The 16,558-nt window shown below is 40.4% G+C and carries 19 protein-coding genes; 6 read left to right on the forward strand and 13 right to left on the reverse strand.

The window, feature by feature from the left end; all coding sequences use genetic code 11:
* The first annotated feature begins 9 nt into the window (after nucleotides 1-9).
* From CUB63_RS17810 to CUB63_RS14915, 5 genes are all read left to right on the forward strand, one after another.
* A complete protein-coding gene (locus CUB63_RS17810; RefSeq protein ID WP_232240072.1) occupies nucleotides 10-2,457 on the forward strand; it encodes a YhdP family protein in 2,448 nt (815 codons plus the stop codon).
* Nucleotides 2,454-3,314, forward strand: coding sequence for a deaminated glutathione amidase (nit1, locus tag CUB63_RS14900; RefSeq protein ID WP_072063785.1), 861 nt, complete (start codon nucleotides 2,454-2,456; stop codon nucleotides 3,312-3,314). Before CUB63_RS17810 ends, nit1 begins: the two co-directional genes overlap by 4 nt.
* Complete coding sequence (gene tldD, locus CUB63_RS14905; RefSeq protein ID WP_006535366.1) at nucleotides 3,311-4,756, forward strand: metalloprotease TldD; 1,446 nt, start codon at nucleotides 3,311-3,313, stop codon at nucleotides 4,754-4,756. Before nit1 ends, tldD begins: the two co-directional genes overlap by 4 nt.
* A gap of 86 nt (nucleotides 4,757-4,842) precedes the next feature.
* A complete protein-coding gene (locus tag CUB63_RS14910; protein ID WP_006535365.1) occupies nucleotides 4,843-5,343 on the forward strand; it encodes a ribonuclease domain-containing protein in 501 nt (166 codons plus the stop codon).
* Nucleotides 5,343-5,624, forward strand: a complete 282-nt coding sequence (locus CUB63_RS14915; protein ID WP_072063782.1) for a barstar family protein — start codon at nucleotides 5,343-5,345, stop codon at nucleotides 5,622-5,624. The genes CUB63_RS14910 and CUB63_RS14915 overlap by 1 nt, the downstream gene beginning before the upstream one ends.
* Before the next feature lie 72 nt (nucleotides 5,625-5,696).
* On the opposite strand, the gene yjgA is transcribed toward CUB63_RS14915, so the two are convergent.
* The gene (gene yjgA, locus CUB63_RS14920; protein WP_072063781.1) at nucleotides 5,697-6,257 is read right to left on the reverse strand and encodes a ribosome biogenesis factor YjgA; all 561 of its coding nucleotides are present in this window, start codon (nucleotides 6,255-6,257) and stop codon (nucleotides 5,697-5,699) included.
* Nucleotides 6,258-6,443: 186 nt separating this feature from the next.
* Between yjgA and pmbA the strand changes: the two genes are divergently transcribed.
* Nucleotides 6,444-7,772, forward strand: coding sequence for a metalloprotease PmbA (pmbA, locus tag CUB63_RS14925; RefSeq protein WP_072063780.1), 1,329 nt, complete (start codon nucleotides 6,444-6,446; stop codon nucleotides 7,770-7,772).
* A gap of 117 nt (nucleotides 7,773-7,889) precedes the next feature.
* On the opposite strand, the gene rnk is transcribed toward pmbA, so the two are convergent.
* From rnk to CUB63_RS14985, 12 genes are all read right to left on the reverse strand, one after another.
* Complete coding sequence (rnk, locus tag CUB63_RS14930; protein ID WP_006535360.1) at nucleotides 7,890-8,300, reverse strand: nucleoside diphosphate kinase regulator; 411 nt, start codon at nucleotides 8,298-8,300, stop codon at nucleotides 7,890-7,892.
* Nucleotides 8,301-8,475: 175 nt separating this feature from the next.
* Entirely contained in the window at nucleotides 8,476-8,748 is a 273-nt protein-coding gene (gene npr / locus CUB63_RS14935; protein ID WP_006535359.1) for a PTS phosphocarrier protein NPr, read from the reverse strand.
* Complete coding sequence (gene rapZ, locus CUB63_RS14940) at nucleotides 8,745-9,599, reverse strand: RNase adapter RapZ (protein WP_023582880.1); 855 nt, start codon at nucleotides 9,597-9,599, stop codon at nucleotides 8,745-8,747. Before rapZ ends, npr begins: the two co-directional genes overlap by 4 nt.
* Before the next feature lie 79 nt (nucleotides 9,600-9,678).
* The gene (gene ptsN, locus CUB63_RS14945; RefSeq protein WP_072063779.1) at nucleotides 9,679-10,146 is read right to left on the reverse strand and encodes a PTS IIA-like nitrogen regulatory protein PtsN; all 468 of its coding nucleotides are present in this window, start codon (nucleotides 10,144-10,146) and stop codon (nucleotides 9,679-9,681) included.
* A 149-nt stretch (nucleotides 10,147-10,295) separates the two neighbouring features.
* Nucleotides 10,296-10,583 (reverse strand): ribosome hibernation promoting factor, encoded by a 288-nt coding sequence (hpf, locus tag CUB63_RS14950; protein WP_036913954.1) that lies wholly within the window; start codon nucleotides 10,581-10,583, stop codon nucleotides 10,296-10,298.
* A 23-nt stretch (nucleotides 10,584-10,606) separates the two neighbouring features.
* Complete coding sequence (gene rpoN / locus CUB63_RS14955) at nucleotides 10,607-12,088, reverse strand: RNA polymerase factor sigma-54 (protein WP_072063777.1); 1,482 nt, start codon at nucleotides 12,086-12,088, stop codon at nucleotides 10,607-10,609.
* A 59-nt stretch (nucleotides 12,089-12,147) separates the two neighbouring features.
* Complete coding sequence (lptB, locus tag CUB63_RS14960; protein ID WP_006535352.1) at nucleotides 12,148-12,873, reverse strand: LPS export ABC transporter ATP-binding protein; 726 nt, start codon at nucleotides 12,871-12,873, stop codon at nucleotides 12,148-12,150.
* A 6-nt stretch (nucleotides 12,874-12,879) separates the two neighbouring features.
* Nucleotides 12,880-13,413, reverse strand: coding sequence for a lipopolysaccharide ABC transporter substrate-binding protein LptA (gene lptA / locus CUB63_RS14965; protein ID WP_006535351.1), 534 nt, complete (start codon nucleotides 13,411-13,413; stop codon nucleotides 12,880-12,882).
* On the reverse strand, nucleotides 13,394-13,972 hold the full coding sequence (gene lptC / locus CUB63_RS14970; protein ID WP_006535350.1) for an LPS export ABC transporter periplasmic protein LptC: 579 nt from the start codon (nucleotides 13,970-13,972) through the stop codon (nucleotides 13,394-13,396). The genes lptA and lptC overlap by 20 nt, the downstream gene beginning before the upstream one ends.
* Nucleotides 13,973-13,988: 16 nt before the next feature.
* Nucleotides 13,989-14,546 (reverse strand): 3-deoxy-manno-octulosonate-8-phosphatase KdsC, encoded by a 558-nt coding sequence (gene kdsC, locus CUB63_RS14975; RefSeq protein ID WP_109848406.1) that lies wholly within the window; start codon nucleotides 14,544-14,546, stop codon nucleotides 13,989-13,991.
* 27 nt (nucleotides 14,547-14,573) lie between these two features.
* Entirely contained in the window at nucleotides 14,574-15,548 is a 975-nt protein-coding gene (gene kdsD / locus CUB63_RS14980; protein WP_072063775.1) for an arabinose-5-phosphate isomerase KdsD, read from the reverse strand.
* 18 nt (nucleotides 15,549-15,566) lie between these two features.
* Nucleotides 15,567-16,430, reverse strand: coding sequence for a calcium/sodium antiporter (locus CUB63_RS14985; protein ID WP_338133899.1), 864 nt, complete (start codon nucleotides 16,428-16,430; stop codon nucleotides 15,567-15,569).
* Between the last annotated feature and the right edge of the window lie 128 nt (nucleotides 16,431-16,558).

Below are 16,558 nucleotides of genomic sequence, written 5' to 3' on the forward strand. Positions count from 1 at the left end.
AAAGGTACGATTTATTGGACTTATTCTGGAGATGACTTATCTCTTTGGAGTGAAGGATTAGATATCCAAGCCACATCAGCGTGGGTAGCGGGTGATTTTCGTTATGAGAAACAAGGTGAGGATCAGCGGCTTTCTATACTCTCAGGTGTAAGAGTGACCAATGCGGGAGATACATGGCGTTATCTGCCAGAAGAGTATGTTGGTAAAGCGTTAACACAATATCTCTCGGATGCAATTATTGCGGGTAATATCGACAATGGAACCTTTATTTTCCATGGTGATCCTGCCGATTTTCCTTTTGATAACCACAAAGGGTGGTTCCAAGTTTATGCCCCTGTTAAACAGGCTACGTTTAAATTTGATAGTGAATGGCCCGCATTATTTGATCTCGATATTAATCTAGATTTTAAAAATGATGGGTTATGGATGTCTTCTGCTCAAGCGAAAGTGGGTAAAGCAACAGCGACAAATTTAAGTGCAGTCATTGAAAGTTATCGACAAGAAAAGATCTTAATTAATGCGGATATTCAAGCCACAGGCGATGAGCTGAAAGAGTATTTTTTAGATTCTCAAATGGCGAGTATTGGTCATACGCTTGAAGAACTGAATGTGGCAGGAAAAATTAATGGTACATTGAAACTTGATATCCCATTTGATGGCGGTGAGGTTGTGGCTTCAGGTGATATTAATTTGAAAGATAATGATGTCACTTTGAATTTTATGGATACTACGTTAAAAGGTGTGAGTGGACAGTTTCGTTACCATAATGACAAACTTGAGAGCGATATATTAACGGCTAATTGGTTTGGGCAGCCTCTCGCTTTCTCATTTACCAGTCACAATGATATAGATAATTATCAGGTTGATGTTGACTTAAAAGGCCAGTGGGATATTCAAAAAATCCAAGGGTTACCTAGCGATATTCAACAGAAATTTAGTGGTGTATTTCCATGGAATGGCAACGTTAATGTTAAGATCCCCGAAAAAGGTGATGTTGATTATCAAGTTGATTTAACCGGAAATATCAATGCATTAAGTAGCAAGTTAACAGCACCTGAAACACAAGATTTAAAAAATTCACCGCCTATTGTTATTTCTGCAAGCGGTAATAGTGAAATGTTAACTGTGAATGCAAATGCTGAAAAACAGTGGAAACTTAATAGCCAATGGGGATTAGGTAAACAGCTTCGTTTATTGCAGGGTAACCTCGTTTCTTCTAGCCTTAAATTACCAGAGTTAAGTTCACAACAACGCTTAACCATAGCGCTTAAAGGATTAGAGGGTGATAAATGGTTGCCAACATTAACCGCATTTTCATCATTAACCCCTTCTGACAATGCAATAAGTTTCCCTGATAATGTGCATATCAGTTTGCCTGATTTAAATTTTGCAGGGCAAAAATGGAATAATCCTCAAACTGAAATTATGCGCGTTAAAGAAGGTGTAAAATTTGCATTTTCAGGAAGTGAACTACGAGGTGATGTATTTATTCCTGAAGTATCAACACCTTGGAAAATAAATATTAATTATCTTTATTTTAATGGTACTTCTATAGTTCAAGAAGAGAAGCCATTAAAAATGGCAAATGTTTCTGATCCCAATATCTCGAAGTTTTCAGTGAAAGATATTCCTTCTATTGATTTTGAATGTCAGGAGTGTTGGGTTAATGGTCTGCTTTTAGGAAAAATTGAAGGTTCGTTAAAACAAAATCAGGGAGCTTTATTTTTAACTGACGGTAAATTAGAAAATAGCAGCGGCGAATTGTCGGTTAATGGAGTGTGGTCTGAAGATAAGAAGGGCAATAATACAACAAAATTAATAGGAAAATTAAAAGCCGGAGAAATTGACGAAATGGCGGCCTATTTTGGTTACATTATCCCGATTATTCAGTCCCCACTTGTCGCTGAGTTCTCATTACAATGGCGTAATACACCGTGGAACTTTGAATTGGCTACTTTGCAAGGTGATATTAAATCAACGTTGGGTAAAGGACGTATAGAAAAAGTCAATGTAGGACAAGCGGGTAAATTACTACGATTGGTGAGTTTTGATGCACTTTTACGCAAATTACAGTTTGATTTTAGAGATACTTTCAGTGAGCATTTTGAATATGATTCGATTAAAAGTGAAATTACGATTAATCAAGGTATTATGAATGCAGAGAGTGTACGTGTTGATGGTGTTATTGCTGATATAGCGATAAGTGGGAAAGTGGATTTACTTGAACGAAGCATGGATCTACAAGTTGTTGTCACCCCTGAGATTTCAGCTACAGTCGGTGTTGCCACGGCTTTCGCAATAAACCCAATTGCAGGCGCCGCAGTGTTTGCGGCATCAAAGGTTCTGGGGCCACTTTGGAGTAAGATTTCAGTTATCCGTTATCATGTGACCGGAACTATGGAACAACCCAAAATTGACGAAGTACTGCGTCAGCTTAAGGAGAATCAGGCGTTATGAAAAAAGTTAATGTCGCACTTTTGCAACTTTGTAGCGGAAAAAACACAAAAAATAATCTGGCGCAAATCGAGCAACAGATTAAGCAATTACCCGATTCAGTGAAGCTGGTATTAACACCTGAAAATGCGTTACTTTTTTCAAACTCTAAAGATTACCATAAACACGCTGAAATTCAGGGTGATGGGCCGTTACAAAATGCGATTGCAAAAATGGCTCAGCGTTACAAAGTGTGGATCTTAGTCGGTTCTATGCCTTTGATTAGTCGAGACTCTCCAGATCAAATTACCAGCAGTAGTTTGGTGTTTGATGATGAGGGGGTTATTCGTGCTCGTTATGACAAAATTCATATGTTTGATGTCAGTATTGATGACGAGCAAGGCGAATATAACGAATCTTCTATTTATCAACGTGGTGAGCGCCTAACAGTCGTTGATACTCCCGTTGGGAAATTAGGTTTAACAATCTGTTATGACTTACGCTTCCCTGGTATTTTCCAAGCATTAAGAGAAAAAGGAGCAGAGATAATCTCTGTACCAGCAGCATTTACCCGTTTAACAGGGAAAGCGCACTGGGAGCCTTTATTACGCGCTCGCGCGATTGAGAATCAGTGTATTATCTTAGCGCCTGCACAAGTGGGTACACATGATACGCGCCGGACTTGGGGCCATACCATGGCGATTGATGGTTGGGGTAAAGTGTTGAAGAAGAACCCTGATGCGGTCAGTGCGTTAACGCTCAATGTTGGTGTTGATAGTTTACACGGTATGCGTGAACAGATCCGGGTCGTGAAACATAACCGTTTTCGCCCGAAACTGACCCACTTAATCAAAAAAGTTAAGGATAAAGAAGAATTATGAGTTTAGCTGTTGTCAGCGAAAGTCTGTTGGAAGCAAACAAACTTAGTTTAGATGATTTAGCATCAACACTAGAGCAGCTTGCACAGCGTCAAATTGATTATGGTGATCTTTATTTTCAGTCAAGTTATCACGAGGCTTGGGTACTTGATGATCAGATTATTAAAGATGGCTCTTACAATATTGATCAAGGTGTTGGCGTTAGAGCAATTTACGGTGAAAAAACCGGTTTTGCTTATGCCGATCAACTCACGCTCAATGCACTGAATCAAAGTGCGCATGCTGCGCGAAGCATTGTTCAGGCTAAGGGTAATGGTCGTATCCATACTTTAGGTGCTATTCAACATTCTCCGCTGTACAGCTTAAACGATCCTCTGCAAAGCCTCTCTCGTGAAGAGAAAATTGCGTTACTGCATGAGGTAGATAAAGTCGCTCGCGCTGAAGATAAACGCGTTAAACAAGTGAATGCGTCATTAACGGGTGTTTATGAACATGTGCTGGTGGCTGCAACTGATGGTACTTTAGCAGCCGATGTGCGTCCTTTAGTTCGTCTTTCAGTTAGTGTGCTGGTGGAAGAAGATGGCAAACGTGAACGTGGTGCAAGTGGCGGTGGTGGTCGTTTTGGTTATGACTACTTCTTGATGAAAGCTGATGGTGAAAGCCACGCTGTGACTTATGCGCGTGAAGCGGTACGGATGGCATTAGTCAATTTATCAGCAATTGCTGCACCGGCTGGAACAATGCCTGTGGTACTAGGCGCAGGATGGCCAGGTGTGTTATTACATGAAGCGGTGGGTCATGGTTTAGAAGGTGATTTTAATCGTCGTGAAACCTCTGTTTTTTCGGGGCGCCTTGGTGAAAAAGTGACTTCTGAGCTTTGTACCATAGTTGATGATGGCTCAATTGAAGGTCGTCGAGGCTCTGTTGCTATTGATGATGAAGGTGTTCCGGGTCAATACAATGTGTTAATCGAAAACGGCATCTTAAAAGGTTATATGCAAGATAAGATGAATGCTCGTTTAATGGGGGTTGCGCCAACAGGCAATGGTCGTCGTGAGTCTTATGCGCATCTTCCTATGCCTCGTATGACCAATACTTACATGTTAGCGGGTAAATCGTCACCAGAAGAGATTATTGCGAGTGTTGATCGTGGTATTTACGCACCAAACTTTGGTGGCGGTCAGGTTGATATCACATCAGGTAAATTTGTTTTCTCAACTTCAGAAGCTTATTTAATCGAGAATGGAAAAATAACGAAACCAATTAAAGGGGCAACACTGATTGGTTCAGGTATTGAAGCCATGCAACAGGTTTCTATGGTAGGTAATGATCTTGCGTTAGATAAAGGGGTTGGTGTTTGTGGTAAAGAAGGACAAAGCCTTCCTGTTGGTGTAGGGCAACCTACCTTGAAGCTTGATAAGATCACCGTAGGTGGTACAGCTTAATTTTTTTTATAGTGATTTATATGTATTCATTAAACTCCATCTTTTGATGGAGTTTTTTATCTCAGCAACAGTAAAGGTGCTAATTTATGGGTAAACGTTTATTACCAGTTATTATTGTTATTGCTGTTTTATTTGGTGTTCTTTATAAAGGTTTACTTCCAGAAACGACAGTATCGTCCTCTTCAACGTCCGTTTCTGTTCCAACATCATCGAGCAATAACAGCAATAAATCAGCGCAAATCCCACTCTCTATTGATGAAAAAACACAAGCTAATGCTGTGGCTAATTATTTACAACGTCATCAACAGTTACCGAGTTTTTATCTCACTAAAAGACAGGCAAGAGAACAAGGCTGGAATGCGAAAGAAGGCAATTTATGTGAGGTTTTGCCAGGAAGAGCAATTGGGGGCGATCGTTTTATGAATCGTGAAAAACAGCTACCAGAAGAAGCGGGACGCCAGTGGTATGAAGCTGACGTGAATTATCATTGTGGTCATCGTGGTAGTGATAGATTGCTCTATTCAAATGATGGGCTGATTTATCTCACTACCGATCATTATCGTACAATGACAAAGGTTGCCCCTTAATGAAACAAGTTGTTTTTGATTTTAAGATGCTGGCAGATAGAGACGCCTTTTATCGGGATTTTGCATTGCAATTTCAGCTAGATGAGCATTTTGGTAATAACTTAGATGCATTATGGGATGTGTTAATGGGAGAAATTGAATTGCCAGTCAGTATTGTTTTTAAGCATTTTCCTCATTATTCTCGTGATTTTCAACCTTTGGTGGAATTGATGCAAGAAGCACAAAATGAGCTTGGTAAAGACGTATTGAGCTTTCATTGTGAGCATAAAATACAAAAGTAATTCAGAGTAGAATTAAGCCCTGAAAATCGCAGTGAGGCTGAGTTTACACTGCGTTTTCAGGATACTCAGGTTTTATGCTGATTCCGATAAATCTTTTAGATATTGAAACAATAAGCGGAATGATTTCGGTGGCTTATTGGCTTCTTTTTCTTTTTTTGCATTACGGATCAGTGTGCGTAATTGTTGGCGATCAGCCATTGGATAAAGCGCAACAACTTCTTCAATCACTTCATTGCCACCTTCGATAAGGCGAATTCGCAGATCTTCAAGTTTATGTAACACTAAGATCTGTTGATTGTGGCGGTTTTTTAGTTTATCGAGCGCTTGGCGGATTGGTTCTTCATCCACATTGCGCAGTAGCTTTCCAATATATTGAATTTGGCGACGGCGTGCTTCACGTTGTACTTTTTGTGCTAGTTGAATAGAAGATAATAATTTTTCATCTAATGGCACACGTTCTAGTTCTTGAGCACTTAATTCAACTAATTCAGTACCCAGTTTTTTGAGTGCTTCAGCGTCACGTTTAATTTCGCTTTTGCTGACCCAGATGATTTCGTCCTCTTCTTCCTCTTCTGACGATGTATCGTCGAATTCAGGATTGAGGTAATGCCACTCTTCAGGCTGCTTTGCCATAATAAAATTCCTGTTGCAGAGTAAGCCGGGAGTGTGATTTGGTGAATGACCAAAAGCCCGACGGGTGATAACATTCATATATCTTCTATTGTAACTGGGAAAATCGCTTGTTGACCACCTGTCAATTGATTTACTTTGCTAAAAATAAGTAAAAAGTGATGTTCTCCTTAGGAAAAATGGTTTTCAATGAATAATTCAGATCAGGTAAAACAGCTTGAAGACGCTGTCTCTCTCGCATTAGAGCTGGCATCAAAACAGTGTGATGGTGCTGAAGTCGCTATTAATAAATCAACGGGGATTAGTGTCAGTACACGTTACGGTGAAGTTGAAAATGTGGAATTTAACAGTGATGGCGCGTTAGGCATTACGGTTTATCAACAACAACGTAAAGGCAGTGCTTCTTCTACCGATTTAAGTCCTGATGCGATTAAACGCGCTGTACAAGCCGCTGTGGATATTGCACGATACACTTCAGCTGATCCATATGCAGGGCCTGCGGATCAAGATTTATTAGCGTTTGATGCGCCTTTCCTTGATCTTTACCATCCTGCCGAAATTACGGCAGATAAAGCGATTGAATTAGCATCAAGAGCAGAAAAAGCCGCGTTAGACAGTGATAGTCGTATTATTAATACTGAAGGAGGCAGCTTTAATAGCCACAGTGGGACCCGTGTATTTGGTAATAGCCTGGGTTTATTAAAAAGCTATTCATCTTCACGCTATTCTATGTCGAGTTGTGTTATTGCCCGTGATGGTGAAGATATGGAGCGCGACTATGCTTACACCATTAGTCGTCGTTTTGATGATCTTGAATCACCTGAGTGGGTAGGTCAAGAGTGCGCCCGTCGTACTTTATCACGCCTTGCACCTCGTAAACTCCCAACCATGAAAGCCCCTGTTATTTTTGCTGCTGATGTTGCGACAGGTATTTTTGGTCATTTAGTTGCAGCAATTAGCGGTAGCATGATTTACCGTGAATCTTCTTGCCTACTCGATAGTTTGGGCAAACAAATTTTTCCTCAATGGCTCAATATTCAAGAGCGTCCTCACTTAATGAGAGGTTTGGCATCAACACCATTTGATAGCGAAGGTGTGCGCACAACTGATGCTGACATTATTAAAGATGGCGTATTACAAGAGTGGTTATTAACTACCTATTCAGCAAGAAAGTTAGGTTTAAAAAGCAATGGCCATGCTGGTGGTATTCATAACTGGTATATCCCAGGACAAGGCCTATCATTTGATGCACTGCTAAAAGAGATGGGAACCGGGCTAGTTGTTACAGAATTGATGGGGCAAGGCGTCAGTACCGTGACGGGTGATTATTCTCGTGGAGCAAGCGGTTTTTGGGTTGAGAATGGTGAAATTCAGTATCCTGTTAGTGAAGTGACTATTGCTGGTAATTTAAAAGAGATGTGGGCAAACATTGCTACTATGGGTGATGATATTGAGATGCGCAGTAATGTTCAGTGTGGATCGTTGTTATTACCAGAAATGAGTATTGCCGGTGAGTAAATTTTAGATACTTATCGCAACCTTTAATCTCAGCCCGCAATGGGCTGAGATATCGCGTTTATCAGTGTGCTTTTCAATTTGAGAAGATAAAAATAAGACGCGAACCTTCAGCTCTGCTTAACGGTGTAATTCACCCGCAGCTTCAGGTTGGTATAGAATTTCTAATACTTTAACCTTAGTTTCAAGGCCATTAGGCAGCTTCCAACTGATCTCGTCATCAATTGCTAAACCCAGTAGTGCAGCACCCATTGGGGCCATGACTGAAAGTTCAGTGGCGCTATCTTTTAATGAAGCGGGATACACTAAAGTACGAGTACGCTCTTCATTATTTTTTAAGTCCATAAAGCGGACTTTGCTGTTCATTGTGACAATATTAGCAGGGATATCAGCTGGTGTAACAATGTCAGCACGATCTAATTCTTCATTCAATGCTTCAGCAATCGGGCTATCTGCAAATGCCGGTTGCTCTAGCAATGAATCTAAACGTTCAGCATCAAGTTCGTTGATGATAATTGTTGGCTTTGTCATACCATACTCCAATTTATTCCAATGCAAAACAACACCCCCACGGGTGAGGTGGGGGTGTTGTTAAACTCATATAAGAGATAATAGGCGGTTCTGTATAAAAAAGAAAGAGACAGTGATCACAGTCTCTTTCTGGTTATTTAGTTAAGAAATGCTAATCTATTGTTTTCTATTATGATTATTCTTCATCAAACCCTGATTCAAATAATGCGATAATAGCATCAATAGCTTCATTTTCATCACTACCAGTCACTTCTATATCAATTTGACTGCCTTGCTCTGAATCTAACATTAGCATAGCAATCACACTATCCGCTTGAGCTTCAACCCCTTCGTTGTTACGTAAAATGACGGTTGATTGAAATGTTTTGACTAAATCAAATAATTTCATTGCAGGTCTTGCATGCATACCGAGCCGATTTTTAATCGCAACTTGTCGATATTGGGTCATTTGCGTTTTTCTAGCGTTCTGTGACGTGATTGTACGTTTTTCCCTCTAGAGCGGAAATAATCGGCGAGTTGCTCAGCAACATAAACTGAACGGTGTTTACCCCCCGTACAACCAATTGCAACTGTCAAATAACTACGATTATTGGTTTCTAACATCGGCAACCAAAGTTCAAGATAGCTTCTAGTTTGATAAATAAAGTTATGAACTTCAGTGTGTCTATCTAAAAATGCCGCAACAGGGCGATCAAGACCTGTCATTGGGCGCAGTTTAGGATCCCAATGTGGATTGGGTAAGAATCGCACATCAAAAACATAATCCGCATCAATAGGAATACCATGTTTAAAACCAAAGGATTCAAAGACCATTGTCAGCTCACGTTCACGTTTACCTAATAAACGAGTCCGCAGCATTTCTGCAAGCTCATGAACTGACATCTCAGAGGTGTCAATGATGAGATCAGCACGTGATCGCAATGGCTCAAGCAGATCACTTTCGGTATCAATTGCCATTTCTAATGAAAGGTTTTTGGTCGAAAGTGGGTGCAAGCGTCGTGTATCACTATAACGACGAATTAAAGTATTTCTATCTGCGTCTAAAAATAAGAGTTGTGGAGAATATTCAGCGGGTAAACTTTCTAGCGCTTTTTCGAAGATCTCCGGCGACTCAGGCATATTTCGGACATCAATACTGACTGCGGCAGCAGAAGCATCACGTTCAGCCAGTGTTTTTGCGAGCTCCGGTAAAAGATCAACAGGTAAGTTATCAACACAATAAAATCCCATGTCTTCAAGCGCACGCAAAGCGACTGACTTACCTGAACCAGAGCGTCCGCTGACTATCATCAGCACCATGAGGTAGCTCCCCTATAATTTCCCAGTGATGAATATCATTCCACTGTATGCTATTCGCGTCCCATTAAACCCATAGGGGTTATTCTGTGATAATCTGATAAAGCTCTTCATCACTTTGTGCGGAGCGTAGTCGGCGACATAAATTTTTGTCTGCCAACTGTTTTGCAATTAAAGACAGTGTGTGTAAATGTTCCTTACATTGTGTCGCAGGAACGAGTAATGCGAACAACAAGTCGACAGGTTGATTATCAATAGCGTCGAAGGCAATAGGTTCGCTTAGGTGAAGAAACACACCAACTACTTTTTCTGTTTCATCACTTTCAATACGTCCATGAGGGATTGCTAAACCACCCCCAATCCCTGTTGTACCGACTTTTTCACGCGTCAGTAAGGCTTCAAATATCAGCGTTTCGGGTAAATTAAGTGCTTTTGCCGCATTTTCACTGATAATTTCTAACGCGCGCTTTTTACTCGTGCAATGTACATCATTATGTGTACATGACAGAGAAAGTACGTCGCTAATATTCATCTTTGTATCGTTGTTCATTGTCTTATTCACTTAGACCAGCAAACCAGATGCCACAAAGTGACATCTGGTTTTTCGTTACTGATATTGATTAGGCGTTGGTTTAAACCGAGTCATAAACAACGCAGTAACTTCGCCGATTGTATCCCCATTTTACAATGGGAAATGAATTAATGTTGTCTCAGTTTATCTTTGTGTTTGGTTAATTGACGAGCCAGCTTATCCATTAATCCATCAATTGCTGCGTACATATCTTCTGCTTCTGCAGAGGCATGTAATTCACCGCCATTAACTTGAATGGTCGCTTCCGCGATTTTATTCACTTTCTCGACTTTCAGGATAACCTGAACGTTATTAATTTTGTCAAAGAACTGAGGTAATTTCGCGCTTTTTGCTTTGACGGTATCACGCAGAGCATCAGTTAATTCAATATTATGACCAGTGATTTGAAGTTCCATAGTGTCTTCCTTCTCAATTATGCTCAAACCAACTCTTTACGTTGATTTGAAGGCGGGATGGATAATGACTCTCTATATTTCGCAACAGTGCGTCGAGCAACTTGTATACCAAGTTCTGCGAGCATATCAGCCAGTTTACTATCACTAAGTGGTTTCGCTGGATTTTCTGCTGCGATGAGTTTCTTCACTAAAGCCCTGATTGCTGTTGAAGAGGCTTCGCCTCCGCTATCAGTATTCACATGGCTAGAGAAAAAATACTTCAATTCGAAAATTCCTCTCGGGCAATGCAAAAATTTTTGCGTTGTCACTCGAGAAATGGTGGATTCGTGCATTTCAACCTGTTCAGCAATATCTGCTAACACAAGAGGCTTCATATGCTCTTCACCCAATTCGAAAAATGCCTGCTGTGTGTCAACAATGCAATGAGCGACTTTTAATAATGTCTCATTACGGCTTTCTAAACTTTTTATCAGCCATTTGGCTTCTTGTAAATTGTCACGAATAAATTTTCCATCGCTTTCATTTTGAGTTGATTGACCCAATGCTGCATAAGTCTCATTTATTCGTAGGCGAGGAATGCTATCTGTATTTAACTCAACTTGCCAGCGTTCACCTGATTTTTTTACCAGTATATCTGGGATAACATACTCTGACTCGCCTGTATCAATACTTAATCCAGGTTTAGGATCAAGTGATTGAATGATCTCAATAACAGATTTAAGTGTCTCTTCGCGTAACTTCGTTTGACGCATCAATTGACGAAAATCACGGTTGCCTAGCAATTCTAAATATTGGCTAATGACTAACTGCGTTTCTTTAAGATAGGGTGTTTCTGTTGAAAAAGCGGATAGCTGAATCAAAAGACACTCTTTTAAATCGCGTGCAGCAACACCAATAGGATCAAAGCGTTGAATACGTTTTAATACGGCTTCAACTTCATCAAGCTCTATCTCATCATCGCCCATTCCAAGCAGGATGTCATCTGTTGTAACAGTTAAATATCCTGTTTCATCAACTGCATCGATAATACTTATGGCAATTGCTCTGTCTGTTTCTGTAAACGGAGTGAGATCCGCCTGCCATGTTAGATAATCTTGTAATGAGGCTGTTGTTTCACCTTGATACAGTGGCAGCTCATCATCCATATAGTCATTACTGGTACCAGAAGGCGTGCCCGCAGTGTAGATTTCTTCCCATTGAGTGTCTAATGGGAGATCGTCAGGCATCTCTTTTTGTTCTAAAGCGTCCAGCGTGTCAAACTCTTCAACGTCGTTTTCAGTTGTTGTTTCTGTTGTAGAGTCAGATTGATTTTCTGTATGAGAGGTATCATCTGAAACGGGATCTTGTTGATCGTCGTCTTGTTCGAGAAGAGGGTTAGATTCAAGCGCTTGCTGAATTTCTTGTTGTAATTCAAGCGTCGAAAGTTGCAACAAACGAATAGCCTGTTGTAGCTGTGGCGTCATTGCCAGTTGCTGACTAAGACGAAGTTGCAAACTTTGTTTCATAATAATGCGATGAGTCCTTTGCTGTTGTCATCCATGACAGAGTAAAAGTGAATCAAAGATTACAGGCGGAAGCCTTCACCTAAGTAAACACGTTTAACTTGCTCATTTTCAAGAATTTCTTCGGGTGAACCATGAGCGATAAGGTGACCTTGGCTGACGATGTAAGCACGTTCACACACATCTAATGTTTCACGAACATTATGGTCAGTAATCAGTACACCTAATCCATAATCACGTAGATGCTGGATAATTTTTTTAATATCTAATACCGAAATAGGGTCAACACCCGCAAAAGGTTCATCTAATAAAATGAATTTAGGGTTTGCGGCCAATGCTCGTGCGATTTCAACGCGGCGACGTTCACCCCCCGATAATGATTGTCCTAAGCTGTTACGTAAATGGCTGACATTAAACTCTTCTAGCAGTTCTTCTGCGCGATCTTTTCGTTCTTCAGGCGTTAAATCATGGCGGATTTCTAAGATCCCCATAATGTTGTCATAAACGCTTAAGCGTCTAAAAATAGATGCCTCTTGAGGAAGATAGCCAATGCCTTTACGTGCTCGTTCATGTAACGGTAACAGCGTAATGTCTTCATCATCAATTGTAATACTACCAGCATCACGAGCGACAATGCCAACAACCATATAGAATGTGGTTGTTTTACCTGCACCATTTGGTCCAAGTAAGCCGACAATTTCACCTGAATTAACGTTCAGGCTTACATCACCGACAACGGTGCGCCCTTTGTATGCTTTTGCTAAATTTTCAGCTTTTAACAGCGCCATAAAGTGTTACTTACCTTTGTTGTTAACACCAGGGCCTTTCTCTTGCAACTGGGAAGGCAGTAAAACAGTAGTCACTTGTTTACCTTTACCGCTAAAAGCTTCCATTTGCTGAGTTGGGACGAGATAAGTGATCTTATCACCGGTGATATTACTGTCTAATTGTTCAAGATAGGCTTTACCCGTTAAGGTCATTAACTCTTTATCCATTTCATAGGTCATCTTGTCGCCACGACCTTTGATTGGTTTGCCATCATCTTGTAACTGATAAAAAGTTACGGGATTACCAAATGCTTCTATAACGATTTTTTTGGAGTCACCACCTGGGCGTGTGACAACAACTTTATCAGCACGAATGTCGATAGATCCTTGTTTGATCACAACATTTTGTGTAAAGGTTGTGACGTTCTTTTCTAGATCAAGCGATTGTTTCTCTGAGTTCACAACAATAGGTTGTTGTGTGTCATCTTTAAGCGCCATCGCAGGTACACTTATCGCTAAAAGTGTGCCGATAATCAGTGTATTACGGATTTTTTGATTCATTAGGGATCTCATAATAGGTGTTTACCTTTTCAATCAGCTCTGCACGTTTCTCGCGCAGATTGCCTCGCATTTTTAAGCCGACTGATTTCAGTCCGACGCCGATAATAGTCACTTCATCATCAGAGGAAACATCCTGTGTGTCCAAATTTGCGATAGCGTTATCTGTGCTTATTCTCTGTAGTTGAGAGTCATCCGTTAAGCTATCAATTTGAACATCGCCATAAAGATAGAGCATTTTACTGTTTGTTAGCTTGGCTTTATTGGCGCGTACCGTCCATGTTGCATCCCCTGTCGGTGAATAGGTGGTTAAGACAGGGTTAGTAAACCACGTAAACTTTTGCTGAGCATAATTTTTGACATCATCAGCAACAAGTTTATATCCGAGTATACCCGTTGGCTCGTAAACAAAAGATATCGATGATTTGGATTGATAGGTTGGCTGACCATCTTCAACAATCGCACCATCACCGAGTTCAGTGTTATTAGTGTAGTTCCAGCCAATCAGCCCAAGGGCGATAATGGCAAGAATTAAGGTAAACCAGGATTTTAATTTATTCATTCTGTGTCGTTATACGTTAAATCGAAAGACCTTTAGCGTCTTCAAGCCGACCTTGCGCTAAAAGGATTAAATCACACAATTCTCGTACTGCACCACGACCACCCGCAATGCGGGTTACATAATTAGCACGAGGTGTAAGTAATGGATGAGCATCAGCTACGGCGACAGAAAGTCCCACTTTTTCCATTACAGGTAAATCAATCAGGTCGTCACCAATATAGGCTGTTTGTTCAGGTTCAAGGTTTAGTGTATCTAACAGTTGTTGATACGCCAAAAGCTTATTATGCTGACCTTGGTAAAGATATGTAATGCCAAGGGTTTTAGCACGATCTTCTAACAGTTTAGATTGACGACCTGTAATGATAGCAACCTCAATGCCTGATGTAAGCAAACAACGGATGCCATATCCATCACGGACATTAAAGGCTTTTAATTCTTCGCCATTATTACCCATGTAAATAAGTCCGTCAGACATCACACCATCAACATCACAAATCAGCAATTGGATTTTTTCTGCTTTTTTGATGATTTGCTGACTTACCGCACCATAACAAGTTTCTATCATTGTATTCATTTTTATCCTTCGAACGTTATGAATATCTTATACAACACCCGCTTGTAATAAATCATGCATATGTAAAACACCTAACAGGATATCACTATCTTGTTCTGTGACTAATAGCGAGGTGATATGTTTTGCTTGCATTAAATTTAGTGCTTCAACGGCTAAACAATCAGGGCGAATACGAATACCGCCTTTTGTCATCACATCTGAGATTTTGGCATTGTTCAGATCTATCCCTAAGTCAAATATTCTCCGTAAATCACCGTCAGTAAAGATACCGTTGATCTGCATGCTATCATCGCAAATAACGGTCATACCTAATTTTTTACGGGTTATTTCGACAAGTGCTTCACGTAAAGTGGCATCTTTAGTGACACGTGGAATATCTTCCTCTTTATTCATTAAATCACTGACATGAAGGAGTAATTTACGGCCTAATGCACCACCAGGATGAGAAAGGGCAAAATCTTCAGCGGTAAAACCACGAGCACGTAAAAGAGCGATCGCTAGCGCATCCCCCATTACCAAGGTTGCTGTTGTACTGGTTGTTGGTGCAAGACCTAAAGGACAAGCTTCTTTAGGGACTTTGATACAAAGATGAATATCAGACGCTTTCCCCATTGTACTTTGAGGCGTGCGTGTCATACAAATCAGTGTTATCTGTTTACGTTTCAGTACCGGAATAAGTGCGAGGATCTCACTGGCTTCACCTGAGTTTGAAATCGCTAGAACGATATCTTTTTCTGTTACCATACCTAAGTCGCCATGGCTTGCTTCACCGGGGTGAACAAAAAAAGAAGGTGTTCCTGTGCTAGCGAATGTTGCGGCAATCTTATGTCCAATATGACCAGATTTACCCATTCCCATGACAATAACTCGACCTTGGCAGTGAAAAATTTTTTCACAGGCAAGAGTGAAATCATCATTAATGTATTGTTCTAGTTCAGCTAATCCATCACGTTCAATATGAAGAACCTTTTTTCCTGCTTGCTGAAAATCAAACTCGGTCATTTTTTTGTACCATTTATTTTAGGTTAAGAGAGAATGTGCGACGCACAACACCGTAATATAAATAATAAAGCAAACTAATAAGAATATCCCTTTTCCGCGGTTGAGGCGTTGCTTTCGCCCTAATGAAAAGAGAGAAAACAGTAAACTGGCCACACCAAGTACAGCAAAACTAAAATAAAAAGTGTTGATATTAAATGTGCTTGGTGAAAGTAATGCTGGCATTCCTAAAACAAATGTCAGGTTGAAAATATTAGCACCTATAATATTCCCTAAGGCTAATTCATTTTCACGTCTGAGTGCGGCCACGATAGTCGTTGCTAATTCAGGTAAACTTGTACCAATGGATAGCAAGGTTAAACCAACAAAAAAGCCACTAAAATGATACTGTTGCATTAGAATAAAGACATTGTCTAATATCATTTGAGTTGCAACTGGAATAATCAGTAACGCAATAACAACCCAAAAAAGGGCAACAGAATTACGGGGATTTGTCTGTAATTCAAAACGCGTTAAGGTTTCTAAAGGTAACACGTGGCGCTCTTGTGTTAGTGTTTTATGCATTGTTTTTATCATGAGAAAAATGGATGCAAAACCAATAAAAAAGAGCAGAGTGCCTTCTCTAAGCCCTAGCTCTCCGCTAGAAACAATAATGCCAACGAGCATGATGACGATAATCATCAATGGAAGCTCTTTTTTTAGCACTGCGGACTGAATGCTCATGGGGTAAATCATTGCGCCAATACCCGCGATAAGGAGAAGATTGGTGAGTGTAGAGCCAATAGCTGTCCCGATAGCGATATCAGGTAAATTATGAACTGCGGCATCCGTTGAAATAAAAAGCTCAGGTAGTGAAGTCCCTGTACCAACAATTAAGATACCGATAACAGCGGGGGGGGATTTTTAACGATTGCGCAAAAACACTCGCACCATAAACTAATCGGTCTGATGCATAAACGAGTAACATCAACCCAAGAATTAAAAGAGACAAAGTAATCAACATGCCATCAGTT

Origin of the sequence: Proteus penneri, from assembly GCF_003144535.1 — a bacterium.
GTDB lineage: Bacteria > Pseudomonadota > Gammaproteobacteria > Enterobacterales > Enterobacteriaceae > Proteus > Proteus penneri.